The sequence below is a fragment of the Actinokineospora sp. UTMC 2448 genome (assembly GCF_024760565.1).
Lineage (GTDB): Bacteria > Actinomycetota > Actinomycetes > Mycobacteriales > Pseudonocardiaceae > Actinokineospora > Actinokineospora fastidiosa.
Map to the genome: position 1 here is coordinate 6,928,941 of NZ_CP031087.1, position 18,208 is coordinate 6,947,148.

At 71.8% G+C, this 18,208-nt stretch carries 21 protein-coding genes; 15 read left to right on the forward strand and 6 right to left on the reverse strand.

Annotated elements, in window-relative coordinates; translation table 11 throughout:
• The first annotated feature begins 46 nt into the window (after positions 1-46).
• From Actkin_RS32110 to Actkin_RS32130, 5 genes are all read left to right on the forward strand, one after another.
• Positions 47-1,192: a sensor histidine kinase gene (locus Actkin_RS32110; protein ID WP_189210067.1), complete on the forward strand. Its 1,146-nt coding sequence runs from the start codon at positions 47-49 to the stop codon at positions 1,190-1,192.
• Positions 1,193-1,227: 35 nt separating this feature from the next.
• Entirely contained in the window at positions 1,228-1,884 is a 657-nt protein-coding gene (locus tag Actkin_RS32115; protein WP_189209080.1) for a response regulator, read from the forward strand.
• Between the two features lie 96 nt (positions 1,885-1,980).
• Positions 1,981-2,460: a helix-turn-helix domain-containing protein gene (locus tag Actkin_RS32120; protein WP_258905329.1), complete on the forward strand. Its 480-nt coding sequence runs from the start codon at positions 1,981-1,983 to the stop codon at positions 2,458-2,460.
• Positions 2,461-2,472: 12 nt separating this feature from the next.
• Positions 2,473-2,706, forward strand: a complete 234-nt coding sequence (locus tag Actkin_RS32125; RefSeq protein WP_258905330.1) for a PIN domain-containing protein — start codon at positions 2,473-2,475, stop codon at positions 2,704-2,706.
• Between the two features lie 8 nt (positions 2,707-2,714).
• Positions 2,715-3,017, forward strand: a complete 303-nt coding sequence (locus Actkin_RS32130) for a VapC50 family PIN domain-containing toxin (protein ID WP_258905331.1) — start codon at positions 2,715-2,717, stop codon at positions 3,015-3,017.
• A 9-nt stretch (positions 3,018-3,026) separates the two neighbouring features.
• Here Actkin_RS32130 and Actkin_RS32135 read toward each other — a convergent pair whose 3' ends face one another.
• Both Actkin_RS32135 and Actkin_RS32140 read right to left on the reverse strand, forming a co-directional pair.
• The gene (locus tag Actkin_RS32135) at positions 3,027-3,926 is read right to left on the reverse strand and encodes an SDR family oxidoreductase (RefSeq protein ID WP_258908074.1); all 900 of its coding nucleotides are present in this window, start codon (positions 3,924-3,926) and stop codon (positions 3,027-3,029) included.
• A gap of 15 nt (positions 3,927-3,941) precedes the next feature.
• Positions 3,942-4,520 carry a TetR/AcrR family transcriptional regulator gene (locus Actkin_RS32140; protein WP_189209079.1) on the reverse strand — a complete coding sequence of 193 codons (579 nt, stop codon included), beginning with the start codon at positions 4,518-4,520 and terminating at the stop codon, positions 3,942-3,944.
• A gap of 249 nt (positions 4,521-4,769) precedes the next feature.
• Here Actkin_RS32140 and Actkin_RS32145 point away from each other — a divergent pair, with 249 nt between their 5' ends.
• The 9 genes from Actkin_RS32145 to Actkin_RS32185 all read left to right on the forward strand — a co-directional run bounded on the left by Actkin_RS32145 (position 4,770) and on the right by Actkin_RS32185 (position 12,793).
• Complete coding sequence (locus tag Actkin_RS32145; protein WP_189209078.1) at positions 4,770-5,711, forward strand: ABC transporter ATP-binding protein; 942 nt, start codon at positions 4,770-4,772, stop codon at positions 5,709-5,711.
• Between the two features lie 4 nt (positions 5,712-5,715).
• Positions 5,716-6,480 carry an ABC transporter permease gene (locus tag Actkin_RS32150; protein WP_258905334.1) on the forward strand — a complete coding sequence of 255 codons (765 nt, stop codon included), beginning with the start codon at positions 5,716-5,718 and terminating at the stop codon, positions 6,478-6,480.
• Positions 6,480-7,208 (forward strand): hypothetical protein, encoded by a 729-nt coding sequence (locus Actkin_RS32155; protein ID WP_189209076.1) that lies wholly within the window; start codon positions 6,480-6,482, stop codon positions 7,206-7,208. Before Actkin_RS32150 ends, Actkin_RS32155 begins: the two co-directional genes overlap by 1 nt.
• Before the next feature lie 288 nt (positions 7,209-7,496).
• On the forward strand, positions 7,497-8,066 hold the full coding sequence (locus tag Actkin_RS32160; protein WP_229786600.1) for a hypothetical protein: 570 nt from the start codon (positions 7,497-7,499) through the stop codon (positions 8,064-8,066).
• 78 nt (positions 8,067-8,144) lie between these two features.
• Positions 8,145-8,783 (forward strand): tRNA (guanosine(46)-N7)-methyltransferase TrmB, encoded by a 639-nt coding sequence (gene trmB / locus Actkin_RS32165; protein WP_258908075.1) that lies wholly within the window; start codon positions 8,145-8,147, stop codon positions 8,781-8,783.
• 78 nt (positions 8,784-8,861) lie between these two features.
• Positions 8,862-9,857: a nitric oxide synthase oxygenase gene (locus tag Actkin_RS32170; RefSeq protein ID WP_258905337.1), complete on the forward strand. Its 996-nt coding sequence runs from the start codon at positions 8,862-8,864 to the stop codon at positions 9,855-9,857.
• 19 nt (positions 9,858-9,876) lie between these two features.
• Positions 9,877-11,175 (forward strand): amidohydrolase family protein, encoded by a 1,299-nt coding sequence (locus Actkin_RS32175; RefSeq protein ID WP_258905338.1) that lies wholly within the window; start codon positions 9,877-9,879, stop codon positions 11,173-11,175.
• Between the two features lie 181 nt (positions 11,176-11,356).
• Positions 11,357-12,304 (forward strand): hypothetical protein, encoded by a 948-nt coding sequence (locus Actkin_RS32180; protein ID WP_258905339.1) that lies wholly within the window; start codon positions 11,357-11,359, stop codon positions 12,302-12,304.
• A 27-nt stretch (positions 12,305-12,331) separates the two neighbouring features.
• Positions 12,332-12,793: a hypothetical protein gene (locus Actkin_RS32185; RefSeq protein WP_258905340.1), complete on the forward strand. Its 462-nt coding sequence runs from the start codon at positions 12,332-12,334 to the stop codon at positions 12,791-12,793.
• Positions 12,794-12,853: 60 nt separating this feature from the next.
• On the opposite strand, the gene Actkin_RS32190 is transcribed toward Actkin_RS32185, so the two are convergent.
• From Actkin_RS32190 to Actkin_RS32205, 4 genes are all read right to left on the reverse strand, one after another.
• Positions 12,854-13,525 carry an SDR family oxidoreductase gene (locus Actkin_RS32190; protein WP_189209071.1) on the reverse strand — a complete coding sequence of 224 codons (672 nt, stop codon included), beginning with the start codon at positions 13,523-13,525 and terminating at the stop codon, positions 12,854-12,856.
• A gap of 55 nt (positions 13,526-13,580) precedes the next feature.
• Positions 13,581-15,626, reverse strand: coding sequence for a PhoX family protein (locus Actkin_RS32195; protein WP_258905341.1), 2,046 nt, complete (start codon positions 15,624-15,626; stop codon positions 13,581-13,583).
• Positions 15,627-15,797: 171 nt separating this feature from the next.
• Positions 15,798-16,889 carry an inositol-3-phosphate synthase gene (locus Actkin_RS32200; protein WP_258905342.1) on the reverse strand — a complete coding sequence of 364 codons (1,092 nt, stop codon included), beginning with the start codon at positions 16,887-16,889 and terminating at the stop codon, positions 15,798-15,800.
• A gap of 87 nt (positions 16,890-16,976) precedes the next feature.
• The gene (locus tag Actkin_RS32205; RefSeq protein WP_189209068.1) at positions 16,977-17,516 is read right to left on the reverse strand and encodes a PadR family transcriptional regulator; all 540 of its coding nucleotides are present in this window, start codon (positions 17,514-17,516) and stop codon (positions 16,977-16,979) included.
• A gap of 234 nt (positions 17,517-17,750) precedes the next feature.
• Between Actkin_RS32205 and Actkin_RS32210 the strand changes: the two genes are divergently transcribed.
• A complete protein-coding gene (locus tag Actkin_RS32210; protein WP_189209067.1) occupies positions 17,751-18,155 on the forward strand; it encodes a DUF5318 domain-containing protein in 405 nt (134 codons plus the stop codon).
• Positions 18,156-18,208 lie beyond the last annotated feature (53 nt).

The following is an 18,208-nucleotide window of genomic DNA, read 5'->3' on the forward strand; positions in this document are numbered from 1 at the left end:
CGCTTTCGGGGTGCGGAGGCTGAGCCTGTGGTTCAAGGCCCACCCGATGGCGGGCGACGCCCACATCGCGGTGGCGATCGCGCTGTTCGAGCTGCCCCTGATCGCGGCGATGGCCTCGGGCTGGCACACGGCGATCCTGATCCTCGTCGGCATCGGGCTGACCGCGCCGCTGGTGATCCGCAGGCGCAACCCGCTGCTGTCGGCGTACCTGGTGCTGGCGGCGGGGGCGGTGCAGCTGTTCACCCACGGCGAGGGCTCCGACGACACCCCCGACCTGCGGCTGCGGGTCGCGGACATGGCGCTGGGCATCTCGCTCTACACGCTCGTCGCCTACGTCGGGCGCCGCCAGGCCGCGCTGTACGCGGTGGGGCTGGCGATCGGGACCGGCGCGTGGGCGTTCTGGCGGTTCTCCGGCATGGAGCCGCTGATCATGGTCACGTTCGCCGCGATCATCTTCGCCCTGTGCTGGGTGCTGGGGGAGTTCGCGGGCGCGCGGCGGGCCTACCACGTCGAGGTGGAGCGGCGGCTGGCGCTGCTGGAGACCGAGCGCGACCACCAGGCCCGCATCGCCGTCGGCGAGGAACGCGCGCGCATCGCCCGTGAGCTGCACGACGTCGTCGCGCACGCGGTGAGCGTCATGGTCGTGCAGTCCGAGGGCGCCGCGTACGCGGTGCGCACCGACCCGGACATGGCCGAGCAGGCGATCCGCACGGTGGCCCAGACCGGCCGCGACGCGCTCACCGAGCTGCGGCGGCTGCTGGGCGTGCTGCGCAGCGACGCGGCCGAGACCGGCAGGGCGCCGCAGCCGGGCGCGCAGTCGATCTCCGAGCTGGCCGAGCGGGTGCGCGCGGTCGGCGTGCCGGTGGTGCTCGAGCTGACCGGCGAGCTGGACGACCTGCCCGCCGGCGTGGGCCTGGGGGTGTACCGGATCGTCCAGGAGGCGCTGACCAACACGATCAAGCACGCGGGCCCGGGCGCGTCGGCCGCGGTGCGGGTCAAGCGCGACGGGGACCAGGTCGAGCTGGACATCACCGACCGGGGCCGGGGCGCGAAACGCGGACTGGCGTCCGGGGGCAACGGGCTGATCGGGATGCGCGAGCGCGCCCACGTCTTCGGCGGTTCGCTGGAGGCGGGGCCGCTGCCGACCGGCGGCTGGCGGGTGCACGCGGTGCTCCCGGTGACCGCTGCTTAGGACACGTTCAGCTTGGGCGCGCTACGTTGGCCCGCGTGATCCGGGTAGTGGTGGTCGATGACCAGGAGCTGATGCGCGTCGGGTTCCGCATGGTGCTCGGGGCCCAGGACGACATGGAGGTCGTCGGCGAGGCGGGCGACGGCCGCGCGGCCATCGCCATGGCCGAGCAGCTGCGGCCGGACGTGGTGCTGATGGACGTCCGCATGCCGGTGCTCGACGGCGTGGAGGCCACCAAGGCGATCACCGCGGCGGGGACGTCGAAGGTGCTCGTGATGACGACCTTCGACCTCGACGAGTACGCCCTGTCGGCGCTGCGCTCGGGCGCGAGCGGGTTCCTGCTGAAGGACACCCCGCCCGCGCACCTGGTCTCGGCCCTTCGCTCGGTCGCCAGCGGCGACGCGGTCGTCTCCCCGAGCGTGACCCGCCGCCTCCTCGACCGCTTCCTCGGCCAGAGCGGCGGCGAACTCCGCGACGCGAAGGTCCTCGACGCCCTCACCGAACGCGAGCGCGAGGTCCTGGTCCTGGTCGCGCAGGGCCTGTCGAACACCGAGATCGCCCGCAAGCTCTTCCTGTCCGAGGCGACGGTGAAGACCCACGTGGGGCGCGTGCTGTCCAAACTGGACCTGCGCGACCGCGTCCAGGCGGTGGTCCTGGCCTACGAGACCGGCCTGGTCCGCCCGGGGGACCTCTGAGAGCGCGCAGCAGGCCCGCTGTTCACCGATCCCCGATCTTTCGATTTTTTCGCTACACTGGCCATCCGACCCTGGGTTGTGGAAGGAGGTCTCGCCGTGCCCGCCGTCACCGAGCTCGAAGAGCGCACGCTGCTGCCACCCGAGCCCGACACCCGCGACCAGGAGGAACTCTCGAACCTGCTGGCCAGGCTGCCCCGCGAGGAGAAGGCCCGGCTCGTGGGCCCGGACGGCACCGAGACCGAGATCCCCGACGAGGTCTACCGAACCTTGCGCCAGGTGATCGACGCCTTGGTCAAGGGCAAGGCGATCACCATCGCCCCCCACGACACGATGCTGACGACCCAGCAGGCCGCCGACATGCTCGGCATCTCCCGCCCCACCCTGGTCAAACTCCTGGAGAAGGGCGACATCGCCTTCGAGAAGCCCGGTCGCCACCGCCGCATCCGGCTGGCGGATCTGGTCGCCTACCGCGACCGAGCGCGGGAGCGCCGTCGCCTAGCGCTTCGTGAACTCACCCAAGAGGCTGACGATGACGGCCTCTACGACACCGGCACCGGTTTTGTGCCCACCCGCTGACAAAATCGTCGGATGGCCTTCCCAGCCTTCCTGGACGCGAACGTTCTCGTGCCCGTTCACCTGACCGACCTCCTGCTGCGGCTGGCCGAACACGAGACCTACCGACCGCTGTGGTCGGACCACGTGCTGCGGGAGGTAGAGCGCACCCTCCCCCGACTCGGTGTGAGCACGGAGAAGGCGGCCTGGAGGGTTCGGGTGATGCGTGAGCACTTCCCTGATGCAGAGGTCAGGACTACGCGTCACTAATCGGAGCGATGACGAATGATCCAAAGGACGCCCATGTGTTGGCCGCCGCCGTGCGGGCGAACGCGGAAATTATCGTGACGGCCAATATCGCGGACTTTCCGCGCAGCGCCTGTGCTCCCTACGACATCGACACCAAGCATCCTGACGACTTCCTGCTCGACCAGCTTGACCTCTACCCGGACCGCACCGTCCGATGTGTGCGGGAGCTCGTCGACGACCTGCGCAGGCCTCCCACGTCCATGCCCGAGTTCCTGGAGCGGTTCCGCAGGACCGTGCCCAGGTTCGCCGACGAGGTCTCCTCGTGGTTCTGACCCCGGCCCCTACCGGTACTTCTCCGGGTCCACTGTGGCCGGGTCGACGCCCGGCTTGACGACATCGGCGAACCAGCGGCCCCAGTCGGGCTTGCTGCCGTCGACGTCGGTGAAGCCGTACTCGCGCATGAGGGTCCAGCTGGCCAGGGTCTTGCCCGCGTACCGGGAGACGTTCGGGTCAGCGGCCAGGTGGGCGACGGCGCGGCCGAGGTAGCGGGGGGTTTCCGACAGGGCGTAGTGCGGGTCGGGGGCGTCGCGCCAGTTGGCCTCGGTGACGCCGAAGTGCTCCAGCATCATCTCCGAGCGGAGGAAGCCGGGGGTGACGCCCATGGCGACGACGCCGTGGGGCTCCAGGTCCTTGCCCATGACGCGGGCCAGCGCGCGGATGCCGGACTTCACCAGGAAGTACGGCGCGCCGACGCCCGGGTAGCTGTAGTTGTCGTCGTCGCCGTCGGTGACCTCGATGACCAGGCCGCGCGCGGACACCACCAGCGGGAGCAGGGTGTGCAGGGCGATCAGGTGGGTGTCCAGGCCGTTGTGCACCACGCCCAAGGCCTTCTCCAGGTCGGTCTCCCACAGCGGCTTGTCGAACTCGACGAAGGGGTCGCCGCCCCAGACGTCGTCCACCAGGATGTCGATGCGGCCGTGCTCTTCGGCGATCCGGTCACGCAACGCGCGGACGTCGTCGACCGCGGTGAAGTCGCACCGCACCGGGATGCCGCGCCCGCCCGCGGCGTCGACCAGTTCCGCCGTCTCCTCGATCGTCTCCTTCCGTCCCATCGGCGACCGGGACTCCCGCGTGGTGCGACCGGTGACGTACACCGTCGCGCCCGCGGCGCCCAGTTCGACCGCGATTCCCCGGCCGCAGCCCCGGGTCGCCCCGGTGACCACGGCGATCTTCTCCCGCAGAGTCACGTCCGCTCCTCATCCTCGGCGCCAGCAGGCCAGCACCGCGTCGACGTCCTCGCCCAGCCGGTCGGCCAGGGTCCCCAGTGGTCGGATCGACCAGTCGAGGGCCGCGCCGTTGGCCAGGCCCAGCAGCACCCGCGCCGCCACCGGCGGGGCGGGCATGCCGGGCAGGCCCTCGCGCGCGGCCGCGCAGCACGCGGCGAGCTCGGCCTCCATCGCCGCGTAGTACCGGCCCAGCAGTTCGCGCAGGACCGGGTCTTGCAAGTCCACGCCCAGCTGGCCGAGGTGGTTGGCGGCCTCCCTGGCGTCGCCCAGGGCCGCGTGCAGCACGGTGGCCGCGGCGCGTAGGCCCGCCACCGGGTCCGGCTCCGCGTCCCACGCCGCCCGGATGACCGGCGCCGCCTGGTCGATTCCCCGCTCGGTGAGCGCGCGCAGCAGACCGGCCTTGGAGCCGAACCGGCCCGCGACCGTGCCCACCGACACGCCCGCCTCCTCGGCCACCATGGCCAGGGTGAACCCGGGCCCCGCCCGGCCGATGACCAGCGACGTCGCCTCGATCAACCGCTGGTCGGAGATGGTCTTGGGGCGGGGCACACCGTTATTGAACCACCATTCAATAACTGGTGCCACCCCTACTCCCCGTCACCGGGTTTCAGGGTTCGCTCAGGGTCGTCACCGATTCATCCACTCGTTCGGCTGAGCGAGGCTACTCCCGGAAGCTGACCCCAAGTAGCTACCGCAGGACGACGCCCTCCGACCCGGGGATGGGGACGATGGTGTCAAGCGGGGGACGACCGCGCCGGGGACGCGCGGCACCACAGGCATCGAACGAGGAGCCACACCATGATCGAGGCAAGGGGCCTCAGCAAGCGGTACGGCAAGACGCTGGCCGTCGACAACCTGTCCTTCTCCGTGACGCCCGGCAGGGTCACCGGGTTCCTGGGCCCGAACGGCGCCGGGAAGTCGACCACCATGCGGATGATCCTCGGCCTGGACACCCCCACCGGCGGCTCGGCGCTGATCGGCGGCAAGCCCTACGCCGACCTCAAGCACCCGCTGCGCACGGTGGGCGCGCTGCTGGACGCCAAGTGGGTGCACCCCAACCGCAGCGCCCGGGGGCACCTGCGGTGGCTGGCCCGGTCCAACCAGCTCCCCGCCAAGCGCGTCGACGAGGTGCTGGACCTGGTGGGCCTGAGCGGGGTCGCCAACAAGCGCGCGGGCGGCTTCTCGCTGGGCATGTCGCAGCGCCTCGGCATCGCGGGCGCGCTGCTGGGCGACCCGCAGGTGCTGCTGTTCGACGAGCCGGTCAACGGCCTCGACCCCGAGGGCATCCTCTGGATCCGCAAGTTCATGCACCGGCTGGCCGACGAGGGCCGCACGGTGTTCGTCTCCAGCCACCTGCTCTCGGAGATGGCGCTCACCGCGCAGGACCTGATCGTCATCGGCCGCGGCAGGCTGATCGCGCACAGCAGCACCGAGGAGTTCGTGGCCGCCGCCACCGAGAACACCGTGCGCGTGCGCAGCCCGCAGCTCGCGGTGCTCCGCGGCGCGCTGGGCCGCACCGGCGTCTCCCTGCGCGACGAGGGCGACAGCCTGGTCGTGTCCGGCATGGAGAGCGCCGACATCGGCGAGCTGGCCGCGGCCAACGGCGTCGTGCTGCACGAGCTCAGCCCGCAGCGCGGCTCGCTCGAGGAGGCGTTCATGCAGCTGACCGGCGACTCCGTGGAGTACCACACCGACCTCGACGCCCCGGCCGCCGCCGACCTGATCGCCGCGGGGAAGTGACGACATGACCCTGCTCGCCGTCGAGCGGCTCAAGCTGTTCACCACGCGCTCGCCGTGGTGGTCCATGCTCGCCGCGCTCGTCGTGACCATCGGCTTCGCCGCGCTCATGGCAGGCACATCGGACGACACCGCGCCGATGGACCTGGCCGCCACCCAGTTCGGCTACAACTTCGGCGTCGTGGTGGTCATGGTGATGGCCGCGCTGGCCGTCACCACCGAGTACCGCTTCTCCACCATCCGCGCCACCTTCCTCGCCGTGCCCAACCGCACGGCCGCGCTGCTGGCCAAGACCGCCGTCGTCGCCACCCTCGGCGCGCTCATCGGCGCGGTCGCCGCCTTCGGCTCGTGGGGGATCGCCAAGCTCATCACCCCGGAGGCCGACCTCGCGCTCGACTCGCCCTACGCCTGGCGCGCGGTCGCGGGCGTCGCGCTGGTCTACTTCTTCTCCGCGGTGATCGCCGTCGCGGTGGGCACGTTCATCCGCCACTCCGCGGGCGCCATCTCCGCGCTGCTGATCTACTCCCAGCTCGTCGAGAGCCTGGTGCAGCTCATCCCGAACGTCGGCGACGACATCTACAAGTGGCTGCCGTTCAACGTGGCCAACAACTTCGTCACCGGCGACCCGGACCCGAGCGCGCGGCCGGTCGAGTTCGGCCCGCCGCCGTCGACCGCCGAGCTGAGCCCGTGGTGGTCGCTGGCCTACTTCGCCGGGTTCGCCCTGGTCCTGCTGATCCTGTCCATCGTCTCGGCCAACAAGAGGGACGCCTGATGACCACGCTGCTCGCCACCGAGCGCATCAAGCTGCTCACCACCCGCTCGCCGTGGTGGTCCACGCTGGCCGCGCTCGGACTGACCATCGGCTTCGCGCTGATCATCGCGCTGAACGCCAGCCGCCCCGCCGAGTTCGAGGTCTCCCAGACCCAGTTCGGCTACCAGTTCGGCCTCATGGTGGTGCTCGTGATGGCCGCGCTGGCCGTCACTACCGAGTACCGCTTCTCCACCATCCGCGCCACCTTCCTGGCCGTGCCCAACCGGGCGGCGGCGCTGCTGGCCAAGACGGGCGTCGTCACCGCGCTGTCCGTCCTCATCGGCCTGGTCGCCGCGTTCGGCTCGCTGGGCGTGTCGATGCTCGTGCTGCCCGACGCCCCGCTGGCGCTGGACTCCGCAGCGGAGTGGCGGGCCGTGATCGGCGTGCCGCTGGTGTTCGGCGTGGCCGCGGTCATCGCGGTCGCGGTGGGCGTGCTGCTCCGCCAGTCGGCGGGCGCGATCGCGGTGCTGCTGATCTGGTCGATGCTGGTGGAGAACCTCGTCACGCTGATCCCCGACGTCGGGCAGGACATCCGCAACTGGATGCCGTTCGCGATGTCGGAGCAGTTCCTGCTCGGCCCGTTCGACGAGCGGCCGCTGGGGCCGTGGGGATCGCTGGCGTATTTCGCGGGCGTCGGTGTCGCCCTGCTGATCGCCGCGCTCGCCGTGGCCCGCAGGCGGGACGCCTGAGCCTTCGGTCCGGCACGCATTCGGGGGTTGTCGGACCACACCGGGGAAATGACGGAGCCCGGGTCGCCTTTCGGGGGTCGGCCCGGGCTTCGCGCCGTCTAGCTGCATCTTTCCAGGTTCAGTGGCAAATTGCGGGCGCGCGCGGAGATAACCCGGTTTCCAACTCCGGGCAGGTCGATTAAATACACGTTAAGCGGTGGTGAGGTCGCGCACACAATGCGGACAATGGGGATAAGGCACTGTTCGTATTGGATGGAGACCCCCGTCAGGAGCCCCCGGAGGTGAACCTTGACGGTGATCAACGCCGGACGTCCCCGGCCGACCTCGTCCGAGCCGCAGAGCCGCGGCCTGCACGTCGAACCCCTCATCGGACTGGAATGGTCCGACGCGCTGGAACAGCCGCACGGCCGCATGGCCGCCGTGCCTGCCGACGCGCGCAGATCGTGGGTGCACCGCGCGCCCGAGCAGCAGGTCGTCGCCCTCTACCGGGCAGCGTCGGCCGCCGACCCGAACCTGCCCGCGCCGTGGTGGGTGCGGGCCGTCGCCGAGGGCTCGCTCGCCTCGCGGCGGGAGGGCTTCGTGGTGGAGGACCGCGTCGCCAAGCTGCTCTCCGCCCGCCCCGGATGGGTGTTCGTGCCCTGGGGCATGGACGGCGACACCGGCTACTGGGAGTTCATGCCGTCCGAGCGCACGCTGGACGCGCCCGGCGTGCCGACCACCCTGGCGCACACCCACCGCCACGCGGGCTGGATCGACGTGGTCGGCGCGCACGCCAGCACGGCCCCGCCGCCCATCGCCGTCGCCGGACCGGCCGACCTGCGCGCGAACCTGGCCCGATTGGAGTCCATCCGGGCCTGACCTGGCACGCTTGCCCGTGTGACACCCACCGACGAACACCGGCGCTCCGTCGTCAGCTTCGTGCACCGCGGCGGCCGGATGACCGTCGGCCAGGCCCGCGCGTGGGAGCGGCGCTGGCCCGAGCTGGGCCGCCTCATCGGCGAGCTGCCCGACGGCCCGCTCGACCTCGCGGGCTGGTTCGGCCGCGAGGCGCCCGTGCTGCTGGAGATCGGCTCCGGCATGGGCGAGACGACCGCGCGGCTGGCCGCGGCCGCGCCGGAGCTGAACTACCTGGCCGTCGAGGTCTACCAGCCGGGGCTGGCCCAGCTGCTGCTGCGCGCGGAGGCGCTGGGCCTGGCGAACCTGCGGCTGCTGCGCGGGGACGCCGTCGACCTGCTCACCCGGCACATCGAGCCGGGCACGCTGGCCGGGATGCGGATCTTCTTCCCGGACCCGTGGCCGAAGAAGCGCCACCACAAGCGCAGGCTGGTGCAGCCGGACTTCATCGCGCTGGCCGCGTCCCGGCTCGCCCCGGGCGCGGTCATCCACCTCGCCACCGACTGGGCGGACTACGCCGACCAGATGCTGGAAGTGCTCTCCGCCGAGCCCCGGCTGCGCAACCAGCACGACGGCTGGGCGCCCCGGCCGGACTGGCGGCCGGTGACGAAGTTCGAGTCGCGGGCCAACGAGGAGGGCCGCATCTCCCGCGATCTGATGTTCGTCCGGGTGACCGACTAACCCTGTGTGACGCGAATCGACGCGACACCACACTGTCGAGTAGTCGAGTCGCGCGGCCAGGGCACCGATATCAGTGACGTGACCGCTCTGCGCGACGACACGACCCGCTCGGCGACCGTCCCGCTGTTCGCCGAGGCCGCCGCGTTCCTGCGGGACTTCCACACCGCGCGGCCGAGAGCGGGCGACCTCGACGCGCGCATGGCCAAGGTCCGCGCGGAGATCGCGGCCACCGGCACCTACCGGCACACCCCGGCCGAGCTGGCCTTCGGCGCGCGGGTCGCGCTGCGGGAGAGCGGCTGGTGCCCGGAGGGCGTGCCGTGGCGCGGCATCCTGGTGCGCGACCTGCGCCAGGTCCGCGACGCCACCTCGGTGGCCGAGCACTGCGCCCAGCACCTGGTGATGGCCGCGGGCGACGGCGCCGTGCGGCCGATGGTCACCGTGTTCGCCCCCGACACGCCCTGGCGCGCCGGGCCCCGCATCCGCAACGACCAGCTCGTGCGGTACGCGGGCTACCGGATGGCGGACGGGTTCGTCGGCGACCGCAGGTACGCCGACTTCACCACGGGCGTGTGCAGGCTGGGCTGGCGCCCGCCCAGCACCCGGGGCGCGTTCGACCAGCTGCCGCTGGTGGTGGAGACCGACCACGAGGGCGTGCAGGTGCACCAGCTGCCGAGGGACGCGGTGCTGGAGGTCGCGCTGACGCACCCGGAGCTGGCCTGGTTCGCCGAGCTGGGGCTGCGCTGGCACGCGGTCCCGGTCATCAGCAACATGCGCCTGGCGATCGGCGGCATCGAGTACCCGGCCGCGCCGTACAACGGGGTGTACCTGTGCCGCGCGATCGGCGAGGACGTCCTGGCCGACGACGCCGCCTACGGCATGGCCGCCGCGGTCGCCGAACGGCTCGGCCTGGACACCTCCTCCGACAGGACGCTGTGGCGCGACCGGGTCGCCGTCGAGCTGAACCGGGCCGTGCTGCACTCCTTCGACGCCGCCGGGGTGACCGTCGAGCACTCGCCCGACGCCTACGTCCCCGCGGTGGACTCCCTGGGCAGGCCCGCGTTCCGGCGGCGCTGAGAATGGCAGGATCGTCGGCATGCGTCTGCGTGCCCCGATCGTCCTGCCCTGCGACCCCGCCTGCTCGGTCCTGCGCGATGCCGTCGTCGACGTGGTGGACGGGCGGATCAGCCACGTCGGCCCCGCCGCGACCGCGCCCGAGGTGGACCTCCCGACCCGGTCGCTGACCGGGATCCTCATGCCCGGCCTGGTCAACACCCACGCGCACAGCCCGATGACCGTGCTGCGCGGCATGGGCGGCGACCTCCCGCTGATGCGCTGGCTGACCGAGGTCATCTGGCCTGCCGAGGCGCGGATGACCCCGGCGGACGTGCGCGCGGGCATGGTGCTCGGCTCGGTGGAGATGCTGCGCGCTGGCGTGACCACGAGCGCGGAGATGTACTTCCACGGCGCCGAGGTCGCCTCCGCCGTCCTGGAGACCGGGGCGCGCATGGTGCTGGCGCCCGCGATCATCGACGCCCCCGGCTGGGACTGGCGGGCGCTGCTGGCCGAGATCGACGCCTGGATCGACACCGACGGGCTGCGCATGGGCCCCGGCGAGCGGGTCGAGCTGGGCTACGGACCGCACTCGGCGTACATGCTCCCGCCGGAGGCGCTGACCGCCGTCGGCGAGTCGGCGCGCGCCCGCGGGGCGCTGGTGCAGATCCACGTCGCCGAGTCCCTTCCCGAGGACGTCAAGCAGCGCGCGGCGCACGGGTCGGTGCCCGCCCTGTTGGAGTCCGCGGGATTGGTGGGCGGCCGGGTGCTGGCCGCGCACGCCGTGCACCTGTCCGATTCGGACATCGCGCTGTTCGCCCGGCACGGGGTGTCGGTGGCGCACTGCGCGGGGTCGAACGCGAAGCTGGCCTCCGGCATCGCGCGCGTGCCCGACCTGCTGCGCGCGGGCGTCCCGCTCGGCCTGGGCACGGACGGCCCGGCGAGCAACGACGACCTGGATCTCTGGGAGGAGATGCGCTGGACCGCGATGATCGCCCGCGTGTCCACGATGGACTCCACGGTGCTCGGCGCGGTCGACGTCCTGCTGCTCGCCACCCGGGGCGGCGCGGCCGCGCTGCACCGCGACGACATCGGCACGCTGGCCGAGGGCGCGTGGGCGGACATGGTGCACGTCGGCGTCGACGACCCGGCCTTCGCGGGCGGGCTGGACGTCTCCGACGAGCAGTTGCTCGCCAACCTGGTCTGGGCGGCGGGCTCGCGGACGGTCAACGACGTGTGGGTCGCGGGCGAGCAGGTCGTCGCCGACCGGGAGCCCACGAAGGTGGACCGGGCCGCGGCGCAGGCCGCCACCAGGGAAATCACCCATCGCCTCACCGCGTAGCGGAAACCGCTCATACCGGGCCGAAAGGATCAGCTCGATACACCCGTTCGGCGGTATGGCGTTGCATCCTCCGGTGGGACCGTCGATGGCGGGGGAGTGACACATGGGGGAAATCTCGGCATCCGGTGTTCGATCGATTCCTGGCGCGCTCCTTCGACCTGCCATCACAAGGAGCGGAATCATGAACTGGGGAAGACCTTTAGTCTGCGCGGTGCTCGCCCTGTCCGGGCTGACCGTCGGCTCGACGGCCTCGGCGGAGGAGGCGCTGGCGCCGGTCTCCGGGACCGCCGCCGCCGATCTCGCCGAGACGCGGGCCGCGCGGTGGACCGATGAGCGCATCGACGAGGTGATCAGGACGGCCAAGCCGATCGCCGCGCCGGAGCCCGACGGGACGCCGAAGGCGGTGGACCCGGCGGCGCTGCCGCGGTCGGTCGCCGAGCCCGCGGCCGCCACGGTCCGGCAGACGGCCAACCTGCCCGCGCCCGGCGCGCACGGCCGGATGTACATCGCCAACGCCGACGGGTCGAGCACCGGCTGGTGCTCGGCGTCGGTGGTGAACAGCGGCTCGCGGAACCTGATCTCCACCTCCGCGCACTGCCTGCACGGCGGCGAGGGCGGCGACTGGCTGTTCACCGAGGCGTTCTTCGTGCCCGGCCTGCACGGCGACTCGCGTCCGCACGGCATCTTCTGGGCGCAGCGGTGGACGGTCTGGTCGGCGTGGACCGACGACTCCGACGACGACTACGACTACGGCTTCGTGAACCTCTACGCGCGCGACGGCCTCAACGTCGTCGACGTCGTGGGCGGCAACGGGATCAAGATCAACATGGGCTACGGCCACACCGTCGTGGTCTGGGGCTACCCCGCCAACGACGGCTATCCCGGCGACGTCCCGTACTACTGCGACAAGGTCACGACCTACGACGGCAGCTGGTTCGACTCCTACGTCTACGTCGGGTGCATCCTCACCGGCGGGGCCAGCGGCGGACCGTGGCTGGAAGGCTACGACTACAACCTGTCCCTCGGGTACGTCATCGGCGTGACCTCGCGGGCGGGGATCGACTTCGACTATTCGCTCAGCCCGTATCTCGACGATTCCTTCGCCGACCTCTTCCACGAAGTCGACTAAGGACGATTCGGGGGGATTGGAGTTCCGATGACGCGCGGCGGCCACGCGACGTGGTGGAAGCGGGCGGCGGTGGCCGCCGCGGTCCTCGGGGCGGTGCTCGGCGGCCTGGCGGTCGGGCGGGCGCTCGCCCCGGACGTCCCGCCGCACCCGCTGCCGTCGCCGCCGCCGACCACACCGGCGGCGCCCGCCGAGGTCGACGCGGCCACCGACACCGGCACCAGCGTGCGGCTCACGGCCGCGGTCACCCCGGAGCCGGGCTGGATCCGCGTGCGGGCCGCGGTGCTCGGCGCGCCGCCGGGGCAGCGGTACGACATCGTGCTCCGCACCCGCTCCGGCGCGGAGATCACGGTGGCGGCCTGGATCGGCTCGCCCGAGCACGAGCTGGACGGCGTCTCCGTGGACGGCACGGCCGCCGTCCCCCGCGACGACCTGGCGTCGATCGCGGTCGTCGGCGCCGACGGACGGCGCTACGTCACCGTGACGTACTGATCGGCCTCTGCCGCCCGAGCCCGCCACGACCCGGACCAGGCGGGCGGCGCGTCTTCCCGATCAGCCGCGCGAGCGCACCACGATCTCGGTCAGGTGCGCGTCGTCCGGGGCGGTGGCCGCGTGGTGGACGGCGGCGGCGACGGACTCCGGGCGCAGGTAGCGGTGCGGCTCGTACGCCCCGCCCTCGTCGGCGCGGACCACCTTCTGCATGTCGGTCGCGGTGCGGCCGGGGTAGACCGTGGTGACCCGCAGGTCCGGCTCCTCATCGCGCAGGATGTCGGCGTAGGCGCGCAGGGCGAACTTGCTGGCCGCGTACGGGCCCCACCCGGCGTTGGCGACCCGGCCCGCGCCGGAGTTGATGAGCACCACCCGGCCGCGGGCCGCGCGCAGGGCGGGCAGCAGCAGCCGGGTCAACTCGGCGACGGCGACCACGTTGACCTCGTACATCCGCCGCCACAGCTCGGCGGGGGCCTCGGTGAGCGGGCCGACCCTGGCCATGCCCGCGGAGTGCACCAGCACGTCGAGCCGGTCGATCCCGGCGACGGCATCGGCAACGGCCGCCGGGTCGGTCAGCTCGACCGGCCACGGGCGGGCGTCGGGCAGCCCGGCGGCCACCGCGCCCAGGGCGTCGGCGTCGCGGCCGCCCAGCAGGAGCGTGTGGCTGTCGGCCAGCGAGCGGGCCACGGCGGCGCCGATGCCCCGGGAGGCACCGGTGATGAGCGCGATGGGCATGGCCCAACCCTAAACGGGACGCCCGCGTCGGCGCGCGCCGCGGGCGTCCGTCCACTCAGGAGCCGATCGCGCGACCGGGCTTCCACACCACGGCCACCGACGGCCGCGGCTGGGTCGCGCCGCCGTCGGGCCAGTGCGATGCGGGGTTGTCCGCGGACGCGCCGTCGACCTCGCCCGGGTGCTGCACCGACACCAGCACGAAGTCCTCCTCGATCACCGGGCCGCAGGCCTCCGCGCCGCTCGGCACGGTGAGGAACTGCTTGAGGTGGCCGCGCTCGCGGCCGGTGGTCGCGGTGGCGAAGATGCCGTCGTTGGAGCCCAGCGCGTTGCCGTCGGTGGAGATCCACAGGTTGCCGTGCTTGTCGAAGGCCAGGTTGTCCGGGCAGGAGATCGGGCTGACCTGGCTCTTGTCGTAGCCGCCGAAGTAGGTGTCCGACGCCGCCGGGTCGCCGCAGACCAGCAGCAGCCGCCAGCGGAAGGTGGTCGCGGTGTTGTCGCCGCGGTGCTCCTCCCACTCCAGCACGTGCCCGTGCCGGTTGCCGTTGCGCGGGTTGATCTCGGTCGGGCCTTCCTTGCCCGGCTTGCCCCGGTCGGTGTTGTTGGTCAGCGCCGCGTACACCCGGCCGTCGCGCGGGTTGGCCTCGACGTCCTCGGGCCGGTCCATCTTCGTCGCGCCGACCTTGTCCGCGGCCAGGCGGGTGAAGGTGTAGACCTCCTCGGCGCTCATCCCCTCGACGAACGACTTGCGGCCGCTGGCCAGCGGGATCCAGTGGCCGACGCCGTCGAACTGGCCGTCGGCGGGCAGCGTGCCCGAGCCGTCGATCTCCGCGGCCGGGGAGTCGCCGGTGAACTTGGCGACGTACAGCGTGCCCTCGGTGAGCAGCTTCTTGTTGTGCGCGCGGGCCCAGCGGCTGTTGCCCGGGCGCACGCGCTCCTTGGACACGAACTTGTAGATGTAGTCGAAGCGCTCGTCGTCGCCCATGTACGCGACCACGCGGCCGTCGCGGGCCACGTGCACGTTGGCGCCCTCGTGCTTGAAGCGGCCGAGCGCGGTGTGCTTGACCGGCTTGGCGTCGGGCTCGTACGGGTCGATCTCGACGATCCAGCCGAACCGGTTGGCCTCGTTGGGCTCCTTCGCCAGGTCGAAGCGGTCGTCGAAGTTCTCCCACTTGCGGCCGCTCGCGCCGCCGACCAGGCCGTAACGGGCCAGACGGGCCTTCACCACCGGGTCGGTGACCTTGTTGCCGTTGGCGAAGTACTGGTTGAAGTTCTCCTCGCCGGACAGGATCGTGCCCCACGGGGTCACGCCGCCCGCGCAGTTGTTGAGCGTGCCCAGCACCTTGCGCCCCGACGGGTCGGCGGTGGTCTTGAGCAGGTCGTGCCCGGCGACCGGGCCGCTGACCTCGAACTCCGACGTCGCGGTGATCCTGCGGTTGTAGTGCCGGTCCACCTTCGCCTTCAGCGCGCCCGAGCGCCGGTCGCGCTCGACGACGACCACCGACATGCCGTGGTTGGCCCACGCGATGCGGACCTGCTCCTCGGTCGGGGCCGACGCGCTGTAGCCCTTGAACATGAACGGCTCGCTGCTGTACTCGTGGTTGCTCACCATGAGCCACTGGTCGCGGCGCAGCGGCACCAGCCCGCAGAAGTCGTTGTTGAACCCGAACTGCGCGGCCGCGGACTCCGGGGTCTGGTTGTCGAAGTCGAACGCGGGCGCGCCCGGCAGCACCGGGTCGCCCCAGCGGATCACCACGTCGGTGCGGTAGCCGGCGGGCGCGACGATCCGGTCCTCGGTGTTGGGCGCGACCGGCGCGAAGTCCAGGCCGCGCGGCGGGCGGTGGCCGCCGGGGCCGCGGTGGGCCGCGGCGACGCCGCCGGTCGCCGCGACGCCCGCGCCCGCGATGCCGAGCACGGCGCCCGCCTTGAGCATCCCTCTGCGGGAGACCATCGAGCGGACGACGTCGCCGAAGTACTCGTTGTCCGAGGTGTTGGGCGCCTCGTGGGAACAGGCGTTGCCGCAGCGGTACTCGCAGGTCACCGCCGCGCGGCCGAGCGGGTGGTGGGGCGGCAGCAGCGGTAGATCGATCCGGCCGTCGGACACGGTGCCTCCTTGCAGGCCACCCCGGGTTCCGGGCGGCCACGCGGTTCAGTCGGGAACGGCGCGAACCTAGGAGCCGAAGACCATGCGCAGCGGGCATCGAGGTGAACGGGCGGCGAACACTCCGCGGGCCGCCACCCGGGAAACCCCAGGTGGCGACCCGGACGCGCGCAGTTACCGCTCGACGTCGCCGCGGATGAACGCCTCCACTGCCTCGAACGCGTCGTCGTCGGCGTACTGCTCCGGCGGCGACTTCATGAAGTAGGACGACGCCGACAGGATCGGCCCGCCGATGCCGCGGTCCAGCGCGATCTTGGCGGCGCGCACCGCGTCGATGATCACGCCTGCGGAGTTGGGGGAGTCCCAGACCTCCAGCTTGTACTCCAGGTTCAGCGGGGTGTCGCCGAAGGAGCGGCCCTCCAGGCGCACGTAGGCCCACTTGCGGTCGTCCAGCCACGGCACGTGGTCCGACGGGCCGATGTGCACGTCGGCCTTTGCCATCTCGTGCGGGATCTGGGAGGTCACCGACTGCGTCTTGGAGATCTTCTTCGACTGCAGGCGGCTGCGCTCCAGCATGTTCATGAAGTCCATGTTGCCGCCGAAGTTGAGCTGGTACGTGCGCTGCAGCTCGACCCCGCGGTCCTCGAACAGCTTGGCCATCACCCGGTGGGTGATCGTGGCGCCCACCTGCGACTTGATGTCGTCGCCGACGATCGGCACGCCCGCATCGGTGAACTTCGCCGCCCACTCCGGGTCCGAGGCGATGAACACCGGCAGCGCGTTGACGAAGGCCACACCCGCGTCGATGGCGCACTGGGCGTAGAAGCGGTCGGCGTCCTCCGAGCCCACCGGCAGGTACGACACCAGCACGTCGACCTCGGCCTCGCGCAGCGCGGCCACCACGTCGACCGGCTCCTCGTCGGACTCGGTGATGATCTGCCGGTAGAACTCACCCAGCCCGTCGAGGGTGTGCCCGCGCTGCACGGTGACGCCCAGCGGCGGCACGTCGCAGATCTTGATCGTGTTGTTCTCGCTGGCCACGATCGCCTCGGACAGGTCCCGGCCGACCTTCTTGGCGTCGACGTCGAACGCCGCGACGAACTCCACGTCGCCGACGTGGTAGTCGCCGAACTGGACGTGCATCAGACCCGGCACCCGCGCGGCCGGATCGGCGTCGCGGTAGTAGTGCACACCCTGGACGAGCGACGCCGCGCAGTTACCGACGCCGACGATGGCCACCCGCACACTCCGGCGGTTACCGCCCATTGTCGGATTCCCTTCTCGTGTTTTACCCGCGCGGTGCGCGGGGTGTTCCCAGGCGACGTGCCTTGTCGATCTGCCTGTTCCCGGTCTTCAGTCGGTGGTGTCGCGCTGCTCGCGCTGTTCGTGCGCGATCAGCTCATTGAGCCAACGCACTTCGCGCTCGCTTGCTTCCAGCCCGAGGCGGTGCAGCTCCCGCGTGTAGCGGTCGATCTGCTCGCCTGCGCGCTGCATCGAACTGCGGAAGCCCTCCCTGCGCTCCTCCACGCGGCGGCGCCTGCCCTCCAGGATCCGCATCCTGATCTCGGCCGGTGTCCGCGAGAAGAACGCCATGTGGACGCCGAAGCTCTCGTCGTCCCAGGTCTGCGGGCCCGCGTCGGCCAGCATCCCGGCGAAGTGCTCCTTGCCCTCGGCGGTGAGCTTGTAGACGCGCTTCGCGCGCCTGCCCCACTGCCCGGGTTCGGGCGCCTCCTCGACGATCAGTCCGGACCGCAGCAGCCGCCGCAGCGTCGGGTAAAGCGACCCGTACGAGAACGTCCGCCAGGCGCCCAGCACATCGTGCAGGCGTTTGCGCAGCTCGTACCCGTGCATCGGGGCTTCGTGGAGCAGCCCGAGAATCGCGAAGTCGAGCACGGGCCACCTCCTGTCGACTCGCTCATGTTCGACCATGACCTACCGACTGACTATATCGTGCCGATACATCCGCGTACGGACAACTTGATCTCCTGTGGTCATGGCCACGCCGCCGGTCCACATCGGCGATTGCGCCGGTCAGGCGGTATTCGGAGGTCGATTCGGCTACCCCGCGCATGTCGGTTGGGCCGAACGGGGCGGCACCGTGATATTGGGCGCGCGTACGCTGTCGGGGTGCGAACGCAGCGGCAGGTGGTCGACTACGCGTTGCAGCGACGGACGCTGCTCGCGGACGTCCACGCGGGCCGGGTCGGCACCAACGAGGTGTGCGACGCCAACCCGTACCTGCTGCGGGCGGCCAAGTTCCACGGTGAGCCGACGGAGGTGGCCTGCCCCGTCTGCCGCAGGGAGCAGCTCACCAGGGTGAGCTGGGTCTACGGCGACGAGATCAAGCACCTGGCGGGCTCGGCCCGCACCCCGGACGAGCTGACCAGGATGGCGGCCGTGTTCGCGGAGTTCACCGTGCACGTCGTCGAGGTCTGCCGGACCTGTTCGTGGAACCACCTGGTGCAGTCATACGTCCTGGGGACCGGGGGCGTCCGCGCGCCCGGCAACCGCAGGAAGACGGCGGCCGAGTGACCGGCACGGCTGTGCGGGTCCCCGCCGGGCACGACGACGCCCCCGAGCCGGGG